Genomic DNA, 15,417 nt, shown 5'->3' on the forward strand with positions numbered 1-15,417 from the left:
TTTTTGTGAGATAAATCACATTTAGTTGTCGCGGGTTTGTTTCTGAGTTGTGATTTAATTCACAAAAAATTTTTATACGGATTTCTCCGGCTGTGATCGGCGGCAAATTCTGCCTGACGAATGAGCGTCACGATGGTTCTGGGCAACACGCAAAGCTAAAAAACCACTTTTCATGTGTGGTATGGCGAAAAGCGAAAACGTGGATTACGCTCATAATGTAAGGTTAAGTATATTATTATTCAGGATATATTTTGACACGTTTATAAACTTGCATGGAGATATTATAAAAACCGATACTCCCCGGCTCTGAAATAACCAGTCTACCTTTTATGTTTAAAAATAAATTAATTAGGTTGCGTACTGTTTTATTAATTTAATGAGTTGACGTTGTTTAAGTGAGGAGAATATGTTTCTCAACTATTTTGCGCTGGGCGTATTGATTTTTGTTTTTCTGGTTCTGTTTTACGGAATCATCGCCATTCATGACATCCCCTATAACATGGCCAAAAAGCGTAATCATCCCCATGCCGATGCAATCCACACGGCGGGCTGGATTAGCCTGTTTACGCTCCATGCCATCTGGCCGTTCCTGTGGATCTGGGCCACGCTTTACCGGGAAGATCGCGGTTGGGGCATGCAAAACCACATCACCAAACCTGATGAGGTGCCGGGTATGGATGCGCTGGCCAAACGCGTGGCCGAATTAGAACAAAAGCTGGCAGCGGTACAGCCCACTGCTGATACGAAAACGCTGGAGCGCTAATTATGGATCTGTTGATTATTTTGACCTACGTGGCGTTTGCCTGGGCGATTTTTAAAATATTCCGTATTCCGGTCAACCAGTGGACGCTCGCCACCGCCACATTAGGTGGGGTATTTATTGTGGCGGGCCTTATTTTATTAATGAACTATAACCACCCGTATACGTTTACGGCGCAAAAAGCGGTTATTTCAATCCCGATTACGCCGCAGGTGACCGGCGTGGTCAGCGAAGTCACTGATAAAAATAACCAGCTTATTAAAAAAGGCGAAGTGTTATTTAAACTTGACCCGGGCCGCTATCAGGCACGGGTCGACAGACTGCAGGCCGACCTGGTGACCGCGACGCACAATATCGACGTGCTCAAAGCGCAGTTGTCGGAAGCAGTAGCCAACACCACGCGCGTGTCCGCCGAGCGGGACCGTCTGTATAAAGATTACCAGCGCTATCTCAAAGGCAGCCAGGCGAAGGTAAACCCGTTCTCTGAGAGCGATATCGACAACGCGCGGCAGAACTATCTGGCACAGGACGCGCTGGTAAAAGGCTCAGTGGCGGAACAGACGCAGATCAAAAGCCAGTTAGACAGCATGGTGAACGGCGAACAGTCGCAGATAGCCTCTTTACGCGCCCAACTGGCCGAAGCCAAATACAACCTGGATCAGACCGTGGTGCGTGCGCCGAGTAATGGCTACATCACCCAGGTGCTGATTCGCCCGGGGACGTATGCCGCCGCGCTGCCGCTGCGCCCGGTCATGGTCTTTATTCCTGAACAGAAACGCCAGATTGTGGCCCAGTTCCGTCAGAACTCGCTGCTGCGTCTGAAGCCGGGGGATGAAGCGGAAGTGGTGTTTAACGCTCTGCCGGGACAGGTCTTCTCCGGCAAGCTCACCAGCATTCTGCCGGTGGTGCCAGGGGGCTCGTATCAGGCGCAGGGGGCACTGCAATCGCTAACGGTAACACCGGGAACGGATGGCGTGCAGGCGCTGATAGAACTGGAGCCTAACGCCGACGTTGATGCGTTGCCGGACGGTATTTACGCGCAGGTGGCGGTCTATTCCGACCATTTCGCGCACGTCTCGGTGATGCGTAAAGTCCTGCTGCGCATGACCAGCTGGATGCACTATTTCTATCTTGATCATTAATCCTCGCCGGGCAGGAATGCGACATGCATACCTGCCCTTTTTTCAGCGCTTGATCCATACTGACTTTTTCTGGCATCAAGGATCAGGCAATGAAACTCATCGGCAGCTACACCAGTCCCTTCGTGCGAAAGATCTCGATTCTCCTGCTGGAGAAAGGGATTGAATTTGAATTCGTTAATGAACAGCCCTACAACGCCGAAAACGGCGTTGCGCAGTACAACCCGCTGGGGAAAGTCCCGGCGCTGGTAACGGACGAGGGCGAATACTGGTTTGATTCCCCAATTATCGCTGAGTACATCGAGCTGCTCGGCGTTGCGCCAGCCATGTTACCGGCAGATCCGAAGGCGGCCCTGGCAGTGAAGCAAATTGAAGCGCTGGCCGATGGCATCATGGATGCGGCGTTAACTTCCGTGCGCGAGCAGGCAAGGCCCGTTGCTCAGCAGTCGGAAACGGAGCTGCTGCGCCAGCGTGAGAAAATCAGCCGCAGCCTGGACAGGTGCGAGCAGCTCATCCAGGAGGGCAAAATAGCAACGGATAGCCTGAATCTGGCGACGATCGCTATCGCCTGCGCCATTGGTTATCTCAACTTTCGTCGCGTCTCCCCTGGCTGGTGCGTCGACCGTCCGCTGCTGGTGAAGCTCGCCGAAACGCTCTTCCAGCGCGAGAGCTTCGCCCGTACCGAACCGCCAAAGGCTTGACGCGGGTTATAACACTTCGCGTCAGGAGGCGGTACAATCCCTCCACATGTTAACTCCCTCTCCCGTCGGGAGGGGGGATGATATTTACTCGCCAGGCGCTTTCATGACTACTCATCACTCCCTGTACAGCCAGATCCCCGCTACCGACCGACTCCTTCGAGAACCCCTTATTCATTCCGCTGTCGAGCGGTTCGGCCATACCGCGACGGTTGAGATGTTACGTCTGCTTCAGGACGAGGCCCGGCGCCATATTCAGGCAGAAAATGCCTTGCCCGGCTGGTGCGTGGCGTGGGAGCAGGAGCTGGAACAGAGGCTGGTTGAGAAAGGGCAAAGCGCGTTGCGTCCGGTGATTAACCTGACGGGGACTGTCCTGCATACCAATCTCGGGCGTGCGCAACAGGCGGAAGAGGCGGTAGATGCCGTAATGCAGGCCATGCGTTCGCCTGTCACGCTGGAGTACGATCTCGACGGTGCAGGACGCGGGCATCGTGATCGGGCCCTGGCGGATCTGCTTTGTCAGCTCACCGGTGCTGAAGATGCCTGCATTGTGAATAACAACGCGGCGGCGGTCCTGTTGATGCTGGCAGCGACCGCCAGCGGCAAAGAGGTGGTCGTCTCGCGCGGCGAACTGGTGGAGATTGGCGGCGCGTTTCGCATCCCGGACGTGATGCGCCAGGCGGGCTGTACCCTGCATGAGGTGGGTACCACTAACCGGACCCATGCGAAAGATTATCGTGCGGCGTTGAATGAAAACACCGCCCTGCTGATGAAGGTCCACACCAGTAATTATTATATCGAAGGGTTCACTAAAGCCGTTGAAGAGGCCGAGCTGGCGGCGATAGGCCAGGAGCTGAATGTGCCGGTCGTTGCCGATCTCGGCAGCGGCTCGCTGGTGGATCTGAGCCAGTATGGTCTGCCGAAAGAGCCGATGGTGCAGGAGATGATTGCGGCGGGCGTTAGCCTGGTCAGTTTTTCTGGTGATAAGCTGCTGGGCGGGCCGCAGGCCGGGATCATCGTCGGTAAGCGTGAATTGATTGCGAAACTGCAGCAGCATCCGCTGAAGCGCGCCCTGCGTGCCGATAAAATGACGCTTGCCGCGCTGGACGCAACGCTGCGGCTCTATCTCCACCCGGAGAAACTGGCGGAACGCCTGCCAACGCTGCGTCTGTTAACGCGTGATGCCGCCTCGATTCGCGCGCAGGCCGAGTTACTGTTGCCGAATGTCGCGTCGCATTACGCCGATTTCGACGTGCGCATTGAGTCCTGCCAGTCGCAAATTGGCAGTGGCTCGTTACCGGTGGATCGGCTGCCCAGCGCGGCCTTGACCTTCACCCCGCGCGATGGCCGCGGCAGCAGGCTTGACGCGCTCTCTGCGCGCTGGCGTGCCCTGCCAACGCCGGTTATCGGGCGAATTTACGATGGCCGAATGTGGCTGGATCTACGCTGTCTTGAAGATGAAGAGCGATTTCTGGAGATGCTGTTGAAATGATTATTGCCACCGCCGGTCATGTTGACCACGGAAAAACCACCTTGTTGCAGGCCATCACGGGCGTGAATGCCGACCGCCTGCCGGAAGAGAAAAAGCGCGGTATGACCATCGATCTGGGTTATGCCTACTGGCCGCAGCCCGATGGCCGCGTGCTGGGCTTTATTGACGTCCCCGGACACGAAAAGTTTCTTTCCAACATGCTGGCGGGGGTCGGTGGTATTGACCATGCCCTGCTGGTGGTGGCCTGTGATGACGGCTTTATGGCGCAAACGCGTGAACACCTGGCGATCCTGCAGTTGACGGGCAACCCACAGCTAACCGTGGCGCTGACCAAAGCCGATCGTGTGGACGCGACGCGTATTAACGAGGTGCGCGAGGCGGTGCAGGCCACGTTGCGCGAATATGGCTTTACCGATGCTTCGCTGTTTGAAACAGTCGCCACAGAAGGGCGCGGGATCGACGCACTTCGCCACCATTTGCAGCAGCTTTCGTCGCGGGAACATGCCAGCCATCATAGCTTTCGTCTGGCCATCGACAGGGCGTTTACCGTTAAAGGTGCGGGTCTGGTGGTGACCGGTACCGCCCTGAGCGGTGAAGTGAAGGTGGGCGATACCGTATGGCTGACGGGTATTAACAAACCGATGCGGGTGCGTGGGTTGCATGCACAAAACCAGCCCGTTGATCATGCCCATGCCGGGCAGCGTATCGCCCTCAATATTGCCGGCGATGCGGAGAAAGCGCAGCTAAACCGCGGCGACTGGCTGCTGTCTGAGGCGCCGCCAGAACCGTCTGAGCGGGTGATTGTCTCCCTGCAGACGCATATCCCGCTCAGTCAGTGGCAGCCGCTGCATATCCACCATGCGGCCAGCCATATCACCGGGCGCGTGTCGCTGCTGGAAAACGATCTCGCAGAACTGGTTTTCGATACGCCACTCTGGCTGGCAGATAATGACCGTCTGGTGCTGCGTGATATTTCGGCGCGAGAAACGCTGGCCGGGGCGCGGGTGGTGATGCTCAACCCGCCGCGTCGCGGGAAGCGTAAACCGGAGTATTTGCAGTGGCTGTCGGCACTGGCGCAGGCCAGTAACGATAAGGCTGCGCTGGAGGTGCATCTTGAACGCGGTGCGGTGAACCTGACCGACTTCGCCTGGGCACGACAGCTCAGCAACGAAGGCCTCCTCCCGCTGACCCAGCAGCCGGGATTTATCCAGGCCGGTAATAACCTGCTGAACGCGCCGGTTGCGGCGTGCTGGCAGCGAAAGGTGTTAAACACGCTTGCCACCTACCATGAACAGCATCAGGATGAGCCTGGCCCGGGGCGCGAGCGCCTGCGTCGTATGGCGCTGCCAATGGAAGACGATGCGCTGGTGCTGTTGCTGATAGAAAACATGCGTGAAAGCGGCGTGATCAAAAGCCACCACGGCTGGCTGCATCTGCCGGAACACAAAGCCGGGTTCACCGCAGAGCAAGAGGCAATCTGGCAAAAAGCGGCCCCTCTGTTTGGCGATGAGCCCTGGTGGGTTCGCGATCTCGCCCGTGAAACGAATACCGACGAGCAGGTGATGCGCCAGGTATTGCGCCATGCCGCGCAGCAGGGGCTCATCGTTGCGATCGTGAAAGATCGTTATTACCGCAACGATCGTATCGTCGCGTTTGCCAGCCTGATCCGCGAACTGGATCAGGCGCGAGGCTCCACCTGTGCGGCTGATTTCCGCGATCGTCTGAACGTGGGGCGAAAGCTTGCCATTCAGATCCTGGAATATTTCAACCGCATCGGTTTTACCCGCCGTCGCGGTAACGACCATTTATTACGGGATTCGTTGCTCTTTCCAGAAACAGCGTGACCCCTGTCGTAAACACCACTCCCGGCTGGCGATAAAATCACCAGCCGGTACTACCCTTGTTGTACACCAACAGCAAGGAGACGGTCATGACAAACAATCCTCCCTCTTCACGCATTCAGCCAGGCGAGTACGGTTTCCCTCTCAAGCTAAAACCCCGTTATGACAACTTTATTGGCGGCGACTGGGTGGCACCCGTCGACGGCGAATACTATTCCAACCTGACTCCCGTCACCGGCCAGCCGCTGTGCGAGATAGCCAGCTCAGGCAAGCGCGATATCGATCTGGCGCTGGATGCGGCGCATAAAGCCAAAGATAAATGGGGACAGACTTCCGTGCAGGACAGGGCGGCGATCCTGTTCAAAATTGCCGACCGGATGGAGCAAAATCTTGAGCTGCTGGCGACGGCAGAAACCTGGGATAACGGCAAGCCGATCCGTGAAACGATGGCGGCCGATGTGCCGCTGGCGATTGACCACTTCCGCTATTTTGCCTCCTGTATTCGTGCTCAGGAGGGAGGAATCAGTGAAGTCGATAGCGACACCGTGGCGTATCACTTCCACGAGCCGCTGGGCGTGGTGGGGCAGATTATCCCGTGGAACTTCCCGTTGTTGATGGCGAGCTGGAAAATGGCGCCCGCGCTGGCGGCCGGGAACTGCATTGTCCTGAAACCGGCCCGCTTAACGCCGCTTTCAGTACTGCTGCTGATGGACATTATCGGTGACCTGCTGCCCCCGGGTGTGATTAACGTGGTCAACGGGGCCGGGGGGGAGATTGGGGAATATCTGGCAACCTCAAAACGCATCGCCAAAGTGGCGTTTACCGGCTCGACGGAAGTGGGCCAGCAGATCATGCAGTACGCCACCCAGAACATCATTCCGGTGACGCTGGAGCTGGGCGGAAAATCCCCGAACATCTTCTTCGAGGACGTGATGGTGGAAGAGGACGCCTTCTTCGATAAAGCGCTGGAAGGGTTTGCGCTGTTTGCCTTTAACCAGGGCGAAGTCTGCACCTGCCCAAGCCGCGCGCTGGTGCAGGAGTCCATCTATGAGCGCTTTATGGAACGGGCCATTCGCCGCGTGGAGTCGATCCGCAGCGGTAACCCGCTAGATAACGTGACGCAGATGGGCGCGCAGGTGTCGCATGGACAGCTGGAAACCATCCTTAATTACATTGATATCGGCAAAAAAGAAGGGGCGGATGTCCTGACCGGTGGACGCCGTAAAGTGCTCGGCGGCGATCTGCAGGAAGGGTATTACCTTGAGCCGACCATTCTGTCTGGCAAAAACAACATGCGCGTTTTCCAGGAGGAAATTTTTGGACCGGTGCTGGCCGTGACCACCTTCAAAACGATGGAGGAGGCGCTGGAGATTGCCAACGATACGCCGTATGGCCTGGGGGCGGGCGTCTGGAGCCGCAACGGCAATCTGGCGTATAAAATGGGCCGGGGGATCCAGGCCGGACGCGTATGGACCAACTGTTATCACGCCTATCCGGCGCACGCGGCCTTTGGGGGCTATAAGCAGTCAGGCATCGGGCGTGAAACGCACAAGATGATGCTGGAGCATTATCAGCAGACGAAATGCCTGCTGGTCAGCTACTCCGATAAACCGCTGGGGCTGTTCTAGTCATCCAGCTCAGGCCGTCCGTGGGCGGCCTGAGCTATTTGCTGGCGAAGATTATTCAGGACGCCATCCAGAACATATTGCACGCGCCATGGCTGGTATTCACGCTTGCGGAAGATGGCCGTCAGATCCAGCCACCACTCTTCCTGATGCGGGAAGCAGGGAACAAGTGAACCGTTTTTTAACTCTTTTCTCAGGCTCTCTTTCGGCGCAAAGACGATACCGAGATTATTCCTCGCCAGCTCCAGGGCAGTTTGCGTATTGTCGCAAATATAATTCCCGGTAACCCGGTAATCCTGTACATCATCACTGCCATGAACGCGGAACCGCCAGATGTTAGCATCATCCACCAGCATGGAGTCGATTAGAATACAGGAGTGATGAATTAAATCTTCCGGGCCGTTTAACGGGTGCTGATTTAAATACTCTTCGGTCGCGAAGGCGGTAACGGAATATTGGGTTAATACACTTGCGACCAGACTTTCATCTTTCGGCTGAGCATAGGTAATTAAAATATCGCAGTCATCCGGAAAGGTCACCCCCTCAGAAAATTCATTGCGATCCAGATTGTATGTTTTCAGCGAAATACGAATATCGCCAATATCTTTTATCTGGTGGATCACATGACGAGAGAGATAGGTCACGATGCCTGTCGGGGCGTAAATCGTCACCTTTCCACGCTTTTCATGCTTATAATCGGCAATAAAATTAATAAGCTGACTATTTTTATCCAGCGTGGCGTTCACGTAAGGAAGCAAGGCCTCACCAAACTGCGTTAGCGCAAGCTGACGGGTGGTACGCTCAAAGACCTTGAGACCGACTCGTGTTTCAAAATCAGAGAGATATTTACTGACGTTGGCCTGTGCCATGCCCAGCAGGGCGGCGGCGTCGCCAATGCTGTGGGTAGCGGCGATGACGGAAATTATTTTTAATTCACGGGGTTTTAGTTGTAATTTATTCATCATGCCCACCCATCTATATGATTTTATATATAATATTATATAAACAGCGGCGTTGCATACGCAAATTTGTAACCATTATTATTCGCCTCGCTTGTTTGGCGTTTAAATGGATTACATGGAATGACTATTAAAAACAATTTACTCATCGCTGCCACGTTATTTGCGACCTCATCCGCAATGGCCGGTGACTTTTCACTTGGCGCGGGGGCTGTATTTAATGAGTCACCTTATAAAGGGTATAATGAAAATACCACCGCGGTTCCGTTAATTAGCTATGAAGGTGACCGATTCTATGTGCGCCAGACCACAGGTGGATGGATCCTGTGGAAAGACGAAAAAAATGAATTTAGCCTGACCGCGTCGTGGATGCCGCTGCATTTTGATCCCGACGATAACGACGACCCTCAGATGAAACATCTGGATGAGCGTAAAGCGTCTGCTTTCCTGGGTGGCGCCTATTACCGCCATGAAAACTGGGGCTCGCTGAAAGTGGCCGTTTCCGGCGATGCGATGGATGAAAGCGGTGGCGTAGTAGGTGAGATTTCGTACTTCCGCCCCATCCGCATGGAACGCCTCACGCTGACGCCATCTGTGGGCATTTTCTACAGTGACGAGAGCTATAACGACTACTACTACGGGGTTTCCGGCAGCGAGTCTCGCCGCTCGGGTCTGAATGAATACGCCGCCGGTGACAGCTGGACGCCATACGTGGGTCTGGCGGCAAAATATCAGTTAACCCAGAACCTGTTCCTTAACGCCAGCGCGGTTTATACCGTATTGCCTGACGACGTGAAGAACAGCCCGATGATCGACCGCGACGACAGCTTTGCGCTGATGACCGGGCTGAGCTGGCGCTTCTGATGCTGTAAAGCCGGGTGGCGGTATTACTCCCTCTCCCGTGGGAGAGGGTTGGGGTGAGGGCATCAGGCCGCAGAGATTCAGTCCTCATCCACCCAAATGCGCATTTCCCCTTCTCCCCGGTTAGCCCAGCTAAACCACGGAATAAAGGTCAACGTTTTGGGTTGACGTTGCACCGCAGGACGGTCGTACTGCCATAACGCCTCCGATCCCGCTTCTGCGGCGTCATGCGTGACACCTTCCGCCTGAATCAGCATCTTATGAGCGAAAATTCCTTTACCCTCGAAAACCCGGAATTCACTGTCGGCAGGCAGGGCAAGATTATGCAGGTTGGCGCCATTGTCGGCTTCTTCCAGGCAGTAGACCAGCGGACCGCGCTGCAGCGCGACCTTTCCGGCCTGCTGACGAACCTGTGGGTGACCGTACACGCGGCGGACCGGCATCGGTAAGGTTAGCGTGAGCGTATCGCCCTCCTGCCAGCGACGGGTGAGGTGAAGATAGCCCCGTGATACCTCGCCCGTCATGCCTTCTCCGTTCAGCGACACGTGAGGATTTGCGCACCAGTCCGGCAGTCGCAGGGCCAGGGTGTGCGTCACCGGTACGGGCGAGGCGATCTCAATGTTGACCTCTTCCTGCCACGGATAATTACCGCTGATCCGCAGCTTAAGCGTCTCATCGCCCACCGGGATGGTGACCTCATTCCCTACGTAGAGATTAATGAAAAGCGCATCCGGGCGAACGGTGTAAATGTAATGCCCCAGCGACGTCAGCACGCGGGCGATATTCGGCGGGCAACAGGCGCAGCCGAACCAGCGCTGACGAACCGGTTTGACGTGGTCATAGATGTGGTTAAAGGCCAGCGTCCTGGGGTGCACTTCCAGCGGGTTAACATAGAAGAAATGCTTACCGTCCAGCGCCATGCCGCCCAGCACCGTGTTGTACAGGGCGCGCTCCATCACGTCGGCGTAGCGGCTATCCGCTTCCATCTCCAGCATCCGACGGGCAAACATCATCAGGCCAATCGAGGCGCAGCTTTCGGCATACACCGTATCGTTGGGCAGATCGTAATCGCTGCTGAAGGCTTCACCGCTACTTTGCGAACCAATCCCGCCGGTAATGTACAACTGGCGCTGCGCCATGTTGTTCCACAGGCGTAAGCAGTCCTGACGTTTTGCGTCGTCTTTGCTCAGACGAGCCAGGTGTGCCATACCCGCCATCAGGTAGACAAAACGCACCGCATGGCCAATCGCTGTGTGTTGTTCAGCAAGCGGTTGATGCGCCTGGCTGTAAGCTTTGTCCTTGACCATCCATGCCGGGCCGTAGGTGTGCCAGTACGATGTTCTGCCGCGCTTCTCGTATTCGATATCATAGAAGTGAGGCTGCGTACCGCGCGCCTCGATGAAGTATTTCACCAGGTTCAGGTAGCGTGGCTCCTCAGTAACGTCGTACAGCCGCATCAGGGCCAGCTCGATTTCCGGGTGTCCCGGATAGCCGTGAAGCTGGCCTTCCCGGGGGCCGAAAACGGTGTCGATATGATCTGCCAGTTTGCACACCACCTCCAGCAGTCGGCGTTTTCCGGTGCCCTGAAAATACGCCACGCCAGCTTCGATCATATGCCCCGCGCAGTAAAGCTCGTGGCACTCGGCCAGATTTGTCCAGCGTTCGTCGGGCGCTTTGACGGTGAAGTACGTATTGAGATAACCATCTTCACACTGCGCCGCGGCGATCAGTTCAACCACCTCATCGGCGGTTTTTTCCAGTTCAGCATCGGGTTTCTGACACAGCGACCACGCCACGGCTTCCAGCCATTTCGCCACGTCACTGTCCTGAAATACCATGCCGTAGAACTCACCTTCTTCAAGACCTGCCGCAATGCGGAAGTTGGTGATGGCATGACTGGGCTCGGCTTCTGCCACGCGATCGTTGAGCGCATCCCACTGATAGGGGATGACCACATCACGCACCAGCCGCTGATACTGGCCAAGAAACGGATCGTTGATTTTCAGGTTATGCAGGTCGGCTTCCATTATGGACATCACGTTCTCCTCAGGACGGTACATGACGCTGGCGCAAATCGGTGGCAATGCGCGACATCATCGGATTGTTGAGTCTGCACCAGCGGATTGAGACCGCCAGCAGCAGGTGGAAAAGGGCAGGGAGCAGCGTCTCCATGGCGGTAATGCCCTGCAGCGAGGCGGGCGTCTGGTTACCCGCTCCCGGCTGATAGGCGACGGCGATAAACACCAGGCTGATGATCCCGGCGCTGGAGGCCCACGCCAGCTTGATGAAAAACAGGTTGAAGGCGAAGTTCATGCCCGACGATCGCACGCCGGTCTTCCACTCGCCGTAGTCGTCGGCAAAAGCCATCAGCGAAAAGTGCAGCGGCAGGGTAAAGCCCAGGATGACGCCGTTACTCAGAATTACGATCAGCCAGAGCGTCTGATGCGCCGGGCCGCCGGGCAGGAACCACATGCCAGCCGCGATCGCGGCGAGCACCAGGTTGGTGTAGTAGTAGAGTTTGACCGTATCAATACGGCGAGAGAGGGGGCTGACGATCACCGCCCCGAGGATCGCTGCGAAGGTCACCATGGTGAAAAACAGCGAGGTGTAGGCGGTGCTGCCCTGAAGCACATAGGTGATGAAGTACATGTATCCGCCGCCACGGATATTGAAGACGTTGATCAACAAAAACGACATCACCAGCATCAGCAGCAGCTGGTCATTTTTACGCAGCCCAGCCAGGTGTTCGCGCAGGGTGAATTTACCCATCAGCGCCAGTGGGACGCGTTCACGGACCCAGAAGAAGCAGCAGAGAAACATCACCACGGCGAGGGTGCACAGGACGCCAACGCCCAGCTGATAACCCCGGGCGGCGTTGCCTTGCCCCAGCGCTGCCACCAGCCACGGCAGGCCGACGGAGACCAAAAATCCCGCAACGCCGCACAGCACAAAGCGCCATGACTGGCAGGAAATGACCTCGCTGTGGCGGGTGGTCATGGTGTTGATCAGCGCACAGTAGGGCACGTTAATGGCGGTATAGCCGACGGACAGCAGCAGGTAGGTGCCGAATGCCCACGCAATCTTCACGCCCATGCTGGCTTCAGGTACGGTGAAGGTCAGTACGCCGATGATGCCAATAGGGAATGCCACCCACAGCTGCCAGGGACGAAAGCGCCCCCATCGGCTTTGGGTGCGGTCAGCAATCACGCCCATGACAGGGTCAGAAATCGCGTCAAATACGCGCAGGGCAATAAACAGCGTGCCGACAAGCGCCGGGGTCAGGCCAAAAATATCGGTATAGAAAAAGGTCAGGAAATTCATTATCAGGCAGGTAATGACCGTGCCGCCCGCGTCGCCCAGGCCGTAGCCAATTTTCTCGCGAACGGACAAACGTTCTTCTCTCACCCGTTGTGCAACGTCAGACTCGGTAATCGGTGTGGAAGTCATGAGATAACTCCTCGGTAATCGATTTTTATCGTATTTGTGCAAGGTACCTCATTCATTCTGCACTGAACGCAAAGGGCAACAAGGGAAGGGAAAAGTATAAAAAGATGACGATTCCGACCTGATGAAGAAAGTGTGAGTTTGATCGGGCAGCTATAACGTAAATTGTTAATAATCAATGGATAAGTCAATTAAATGCGGCAATAAAAGCGGAATGGTGAATATCCATGCTCGAATTATCCATAGCGCTTCCGATTAAAGTGCAAAACGGCGGATTGTTTATTTCGCGGGGCGTGGGTCGCCACCCGGCGCGTAAATTAACGTCGTGGGAAATCATTTTCGTCGAAAAGGGGACATTAACGATCCAGGAGGAGAACCGTCTTTTTGAGGTGAAGGCGGGGGAGAGTTTATTGCTCTGGCCGAAGCGGCGGCATGTGGGTACAGAAGATTTTCCGGCCGATCTGCGATTTTACTGGCTGCATTTTGAGGTGAAACCTGGGCCTTCCGCTTTGCCGGAGGTTTCTCCGCTGACCATTGAACAACATTGCTGCGTGAGGGATGTCCCGTCGGTGATTGCGCTTTTTCGCCAGTTCCTCAGCGAGCAGGAAAAATTACAGCGCAGCGTGGCGCTGGAAATGCTTTTGCTACTGATTTTGCAGCAAATATCCCTCTCAGCAGGGTATGAGGACCGCCCCGATGAGGCCGGTGCAGCTTTGGCCTGGAAGGCAAAACAGCTTATTCGCACGCAGTTTCATTTACCGCTCTCCACCTCGCTGCTGGCAAAATCGCTGCACTGTAATGCCGATTACCTGGGGCGCGTGTTTCGTCGGACATTTCATTTAACCCTGACGGAGGCGATTCATCGCCAGCGCGTCAGGGCGGCAGAAAAAATGCTGCTGAATGACTCAGCGTCATTAACGGAAGTGGCCACCCGCTGCGGTTTTAACGACGTGGGGTATTTCCGGCAGATATTTTCGAAGCATACCGGGTTAACGCCCGCCGTCTGGAAACGGCGGTACTGTAAGGAACACATTAATTCCGGTTGATCACTGCCCGTAATAGGCATGCGCACCGTGCTTGCGCAGATAATGTTTGTCGAGCAGTTCCTGCTGCATAACCGGAAGCTGCGGCGCAAGCTGGCGCGAAAACAGGCCCATGTACGCGCACTCTTCCAGCACCACGGCGTTGTGTACCGCATCGGCGGCATCTTTACCCCAGGCGAACGGTCCGTGGGAGTGCACCAGCACTGCCGGGATCTGCATGGGGCTGATGTCGCGCTCTTCAAAGGTTTTGATGATCACTTCACCGGTCTGATACTCGTAGTCTCCTGCGATCTCCGCCGTGGTCATCCGCCGCGTGCAGGGGATCGCGCCGTAGAAGTAGTCCGCGTGCGTCGTGCCCCATGCGGGCAGATCCTGACCTGCCTGAGACCAGATGGTGGCATGGCGGGAATGGGTATGGACGATGCCGCCAATTTCCGGGTAGCGACGGTACAGCGCAAGATGGGTAGGCGTGTCTGACGACGGTTTCATGCTGCCCTCGACCACCTCACCGGTGGCGATATTCACCACCACCATATCCTCCGCCGCCATCACGTCATACTCCACGCCGGACGGTTTGATCACCATCAGACCGCTGTCGCGATCCACCGCGCTGACGTTACCCCAGGTGAAGGTCACCAGCTGGTGGGCGGGCAGTGCCAGGTTGGCTGCCAGCACCTCGGCTTTGAGTTGTTCTAACATGTCATACCTCCTTCCTGCATGCGGGCTTCAATCCAGCGGCGCGCCTGGATAATCTCCAGCACCGGCTCTTTTGCTTTTTCGGTCCACATTTCAATCAGAAACGCGCCGCGGTAGTTCAGCTTATTGAGCGTATTAAACACGCCAACGAAATCGACGCAGCCCTCGCCAAACGGCACGTCGCGGAACTGTCCTGGGCTTTGTGCCGTGACGGGCTGGGTATCTTTCAGGTGAATTGCCGCGATGCGGTCAATGCCCAGCGTCAGTTCGGCGGCCACATCGTTACCCCACGCGCTGAGGTTGCCGACATCCGGGTAAACGCTAAACCACGGCGAGGCCAGCATCTCGTCCCACTTTTTCCATTTGCTGATGGAGTTCATAAACGCGGTGTCCATGATCTCAACGGCCACCATCACCTGCGCGGCGGCGGCCTGCTCGACTGCCCATGCCAGCCCTTCGGCGAAGCGTTGCCGGGTGCCTTCATCATGCTCTTCGTAATACACGTCATACCCGGCCAGCTGGATGGTGCGAATACCCAAATCACGCGCCAGTTTAATGGCGCTGGACATGATCTCCCGGGCGCGGGCGCGCACGGTTTCGTCCCGGCTGCCAAACGGGAAGCGGCGGTGGGCAGACAGGCACATGGATGGGATCGACACACCGGTCTCCAGCATCGCTTCCACCAGCGATGCACGCTGTGTGGTGCTCCACGCCAGGCGCGACAGGCGTTCGTCCGTTTCATCTACCGACATTTCAACAAAATCAAAGCCACAGCTTTTTGCCAGCACCAGGCGCTCCGGCCAGGTGAGGGATTTCGGCAGCGCTTTTTCGTAAATACCTAACGGATGCTGACGCATGA

13 protein-coding genes are annotated in these 15,417 nt (G+C 56.1%); 8 read left to right on the forward strand and 5 right to left on the reverse strand.

Annotation, left to right across the window (positions count from 1 at the left end; all coding sequences use genetic code 11):
• Window positions 1–406 precede the first annotated feature (406 nt).
• The 6 genes from ACQG22_RS00830 to exaC all read left to right on the forward strand — a co-directional run bounded on the left by ACQG22_RS00830 (window position 407) and on the right by exaC (window position 7,558).
• Window positions 407–763, forward strand: a complete 357-nt coding sequence (locus ACQG22_RS00830) for a DUF3302 domain-containing protein (RefSeq protein ID WP_013094935.1) — start codon at window positions 407–409, stop codon at window positions 761–763.
• 2 nt (window positions 764–765) lie between these two features.
• Window positions 766–1,902: an HlyD family secretion protein gene (locus tag ACQG22_RS00835; RefSeq protein WP_369706821.1), complete on the forward strand. Its 1,137-nt coding sequence runs from the start codon at window positions 766–768 to the stop codon at window positions 1,900–1,902.
• A gap of 89 nt (window positions 1,903–1,991) precedes the next feature.
• Complete coding sequence (locus ACQG22_RS00840; RefSeq protein ID WP_013094937.1) at window positions 1,992–2,600, forward strand: glutathione S-transferase; 609 nt, start codon at window positions 1,992–1,994, stop codon at window positions 2,598–2,600.
• A 103-nt stretch (window positions 2,601–2,703) separates the two neighbouring features.
• On the forward strand, window positions 2,704–4,089 hold the full coding sequence (gene selA, locus ACQG22_RS00845; RefSeq protein ID WP_369706822.1) for an L-seryl-tRNA(Sec) selenium transferase: 1,386 nt from the start codon (window positions 2,704–2,706) through the stop codon (window positions 4,087–4,089).
• Window positions 4,086–5,933 carry a selenocysteine-specific translation elongation factor gene (selB, locus tag ACQG22_RS00850; protein ID WP_369706823.1) on the forward strand — a complete coding sequence of 616 codons (1,848 nt, stop codon included), beginning with the start codon at window positions 4,086–4,088 and terminating at the stop codon, window positions 5,931–5,933. The genes selA and selB overlap by 4 nt, the downstream gene beginning before the upstream one ends.
• An 86-nt stretch (window positions 5,934–6,019) precedes the next feature.
• Window positions 6,020–7,558 (forward strand): acetaldehyde dehydrogenase ExaC, encoded by a 1,539-nt coding sequence (gene exaC / locus ACQG22_RS00855; RefSeq protein WP_102752351.1) that lies wholly within the window; start codon window positions 6,020–6,022, stop codon window positions 7,556–7,558.
• Here the strand turns inward: exaC and ACQG22_RS00860 are convergent.
• Window positions 7,555–8,520, reverse strand: a complete 966-nt coding sequence (locus ACQG22_RS00860; RefSeq protein WP_061771396.1) for a LysR family transcriptional regulator — start codon at window positions 8,518–8,520, stop codon at window positions 7,555–7,557. The genes exaC and ACQG22_RS00860 overlap by 4 nt on opposite strands.
• Window positions 8,521–8,637: 117 nt before the next feature.
• Here ACQG22_RS00860 and ACQG22_RS00865 point away from each other — a divergent pair, with 117 nt between their 5' ends.
• Window positions 8,638–9,378 carry a MipA/OmpV family protein gene (locus ACQG22_RS00865; RefSeq protein ID WP_013094942.1) on the forward strand — a complete coding sequence of 247 codons (741 nt, stop codon included), beginning with the start codon at window positions 8,638–8,640 and terminating at the stop codon, window positions 9,376–9,378.
• A 77-nt stretch (window positions 9,379–9,455) separates the two neighbouring features.
• Here the strand turns inward: ACQG22_RS00865 and ACQG22_RS00870 are convergent, their stop codons facing one another.
• Window positions 9,456–11,411 carry a glycoside hydrolase family 127 protein gene (locus tag ACQG22_RS00870; protein WP_369706786.1) on the reverse strand — a complete coding sequence of 652 codons (1,956 nt, stop codon included), beginning with the start codon at window positions 11,409–11,411 and terminating at the stop codon, window positions 9,456–9,458.
• Window positions 11,412–11,421: 10 nt separating this feature from the next.
• The gene (locus ACQG22_RS00875; RefSeq protein WP_020686524.1) at window positions 11,422–12,822 is read right to left on the reverse strand and encodes an MFS transporter; all 1,401 of its coding nucleotides are present in this window, start codon (window positions 12,820–12,822) and stop codon (window positions 11,422–11,424) included.
• A gap of 224 nt (window positions 12,823–13,046) precedes the next feature.
• Between ACQG22_RS00875 and ACQG22_RS00880 the strand changes: the two genes are divergently transcribed.
• The gene (locus ACQG22_RS00880; RefSeq protein ID WP_369706787.1) at window positions 13,047–13,865 is read left to right on the forward strand and encodes a helix-turn-helix transcriptional regulator; all 819 of its coding nucleotides are present in this window, start codon (window positions 13,047–13,049) and stop codon (window positions 13,863–13,865) included.
• Here the strand turns inward: ACQG22_RS00880 and araD are convergent, their stop codons facing one another.
• Both araD and ACQG22_RS00890 read right to left on the reverse strand, forming a co-directional pair.
• The gene (gene araD / locus ACQG22_RS00885) at window positions 13,866–14,561 is read right to left on the reverse strand and encodes an L-ribulose-5-phosphate 4-epimerase (protein ID WP_095907214.1); all 696 of its coding nucleotides are present in this window, start codon (window positions 14,559–14,561) and stop codon (window positions 13,866–13,868) included.
• Window positions 14,555–15,415: an L-ribulose-5-phosphate 3-epimerase gene (locus ACQG22_RS00890; protein ID WP_020686527.1), complete on the reverse strand. Its 861-nt coding sequence runs from the start codon at window positions 15,413–15,415 to the stop codon at window positions 14,555–14,557. Before ACQG22_RS00890 ends, araD begins: the two co-directional genes overlap by 7 nt.
• Window positions 15,416–15,417: the final 2 nt, after the last annotated feature.

The organism is Enterobacter cloacae complex sp. 309I3, assembly GCF_050031595.1.
GTDB lineage: Bacteria > Pseudomonadota > Gammaproteobacteria > Enterobacterales > Enterobacteriaceae > Enterobacter > Enterobacter cloacae.

Bases quoted from the DNA above. Each gene is read 5' to 3' on its own strand.
- ACQG22_RS00870 (WP_369706786.1), bottom strand. From the start codon at position 11,411: ATGTCCATAATGGAAGCCGACCTGCATAACCTGAAAATCAACGATCCG.
- selA (WP_369706822.1), top strand. From the start codon at position 2,704: ATGACTACTCATCACTCCCTGTACAGCCAGATCCCCGCTACCGACCGA.
- ACQG22_RS00830 (WP_013094935.1), top strand. From the start codon at position 407: ATGTTTCTCAACTATTTTGCGCTGGGCGTATTGATTTTTGTTTTTCTG.
- ACQG22_RS00890 (WP_020686527.1), bottom strand. From the start codon at position 15,415: ATGCGTCAGCATCCGTTAGGTATTTACGAAAAAGCGCTGCCGAAATCC.
- ACQG22_RS00860 (WP_061771396.1), bottom strand. From the start codon at position 8,520: ATGATGAATAAATTACAACTAAAACCCCGTGAATTAAAAATAATTTCC.
- ACQG22_RS00880 (WP_369706787.1), top strand. From the start codon at position 13,047: ATGCTCGAATTATCCATAGCGCTTCCGATTAAAGTGCAAAACGGCGGA.
- selB (WP_369706823.1), top strand. From the start codon at position 4,086: ATGATTATTGCCACCGCCGGTCATGTTGACCACGGAAAAACCACCTTG.
- ACQG22_RS00835 (WP_369706821.1), top strand. From the start codon at position 766: ATGGATCTGTTGATTATTTTGACCTACGTGGCGTTTGCCTGGGCGATT.
- ACQG22_RS00865 (WP_013094942.1), top strand. From the start codon at position 8,638: ATGACTATTAAAAACAATTTACTCATCGCTGCCACGTTATTTGCGACC.
- ACQG22_RS00840 (WP_013094937.1), top strand. From the start codon at position 1,992: ATGAAACTCATCGGCAGCTACACCAGTCCCTTCGTGCGAAAGATCTCG.
- ACQG22_RS00875 (WP_020686524.1), bottom strand. From the start codon at position 12,822: ATGACTTCCACACCGATTACCGAGTCTGACGTTGCACAACGGGTGAGA.
- araD (WP_095907214.1), bottom strand. From the start codon at position 14,561: ATGTTAGAACAACTCAAAGCCGAGGTGCTGGCAGCCAACCTGGCACTG.
- exaC (WP_102752351.1), top strand. From the start codon at position 6,020: ATGACAAACAATCCTCCCTCTTCACGCATTCAGCCAGGCGAGTACGGT.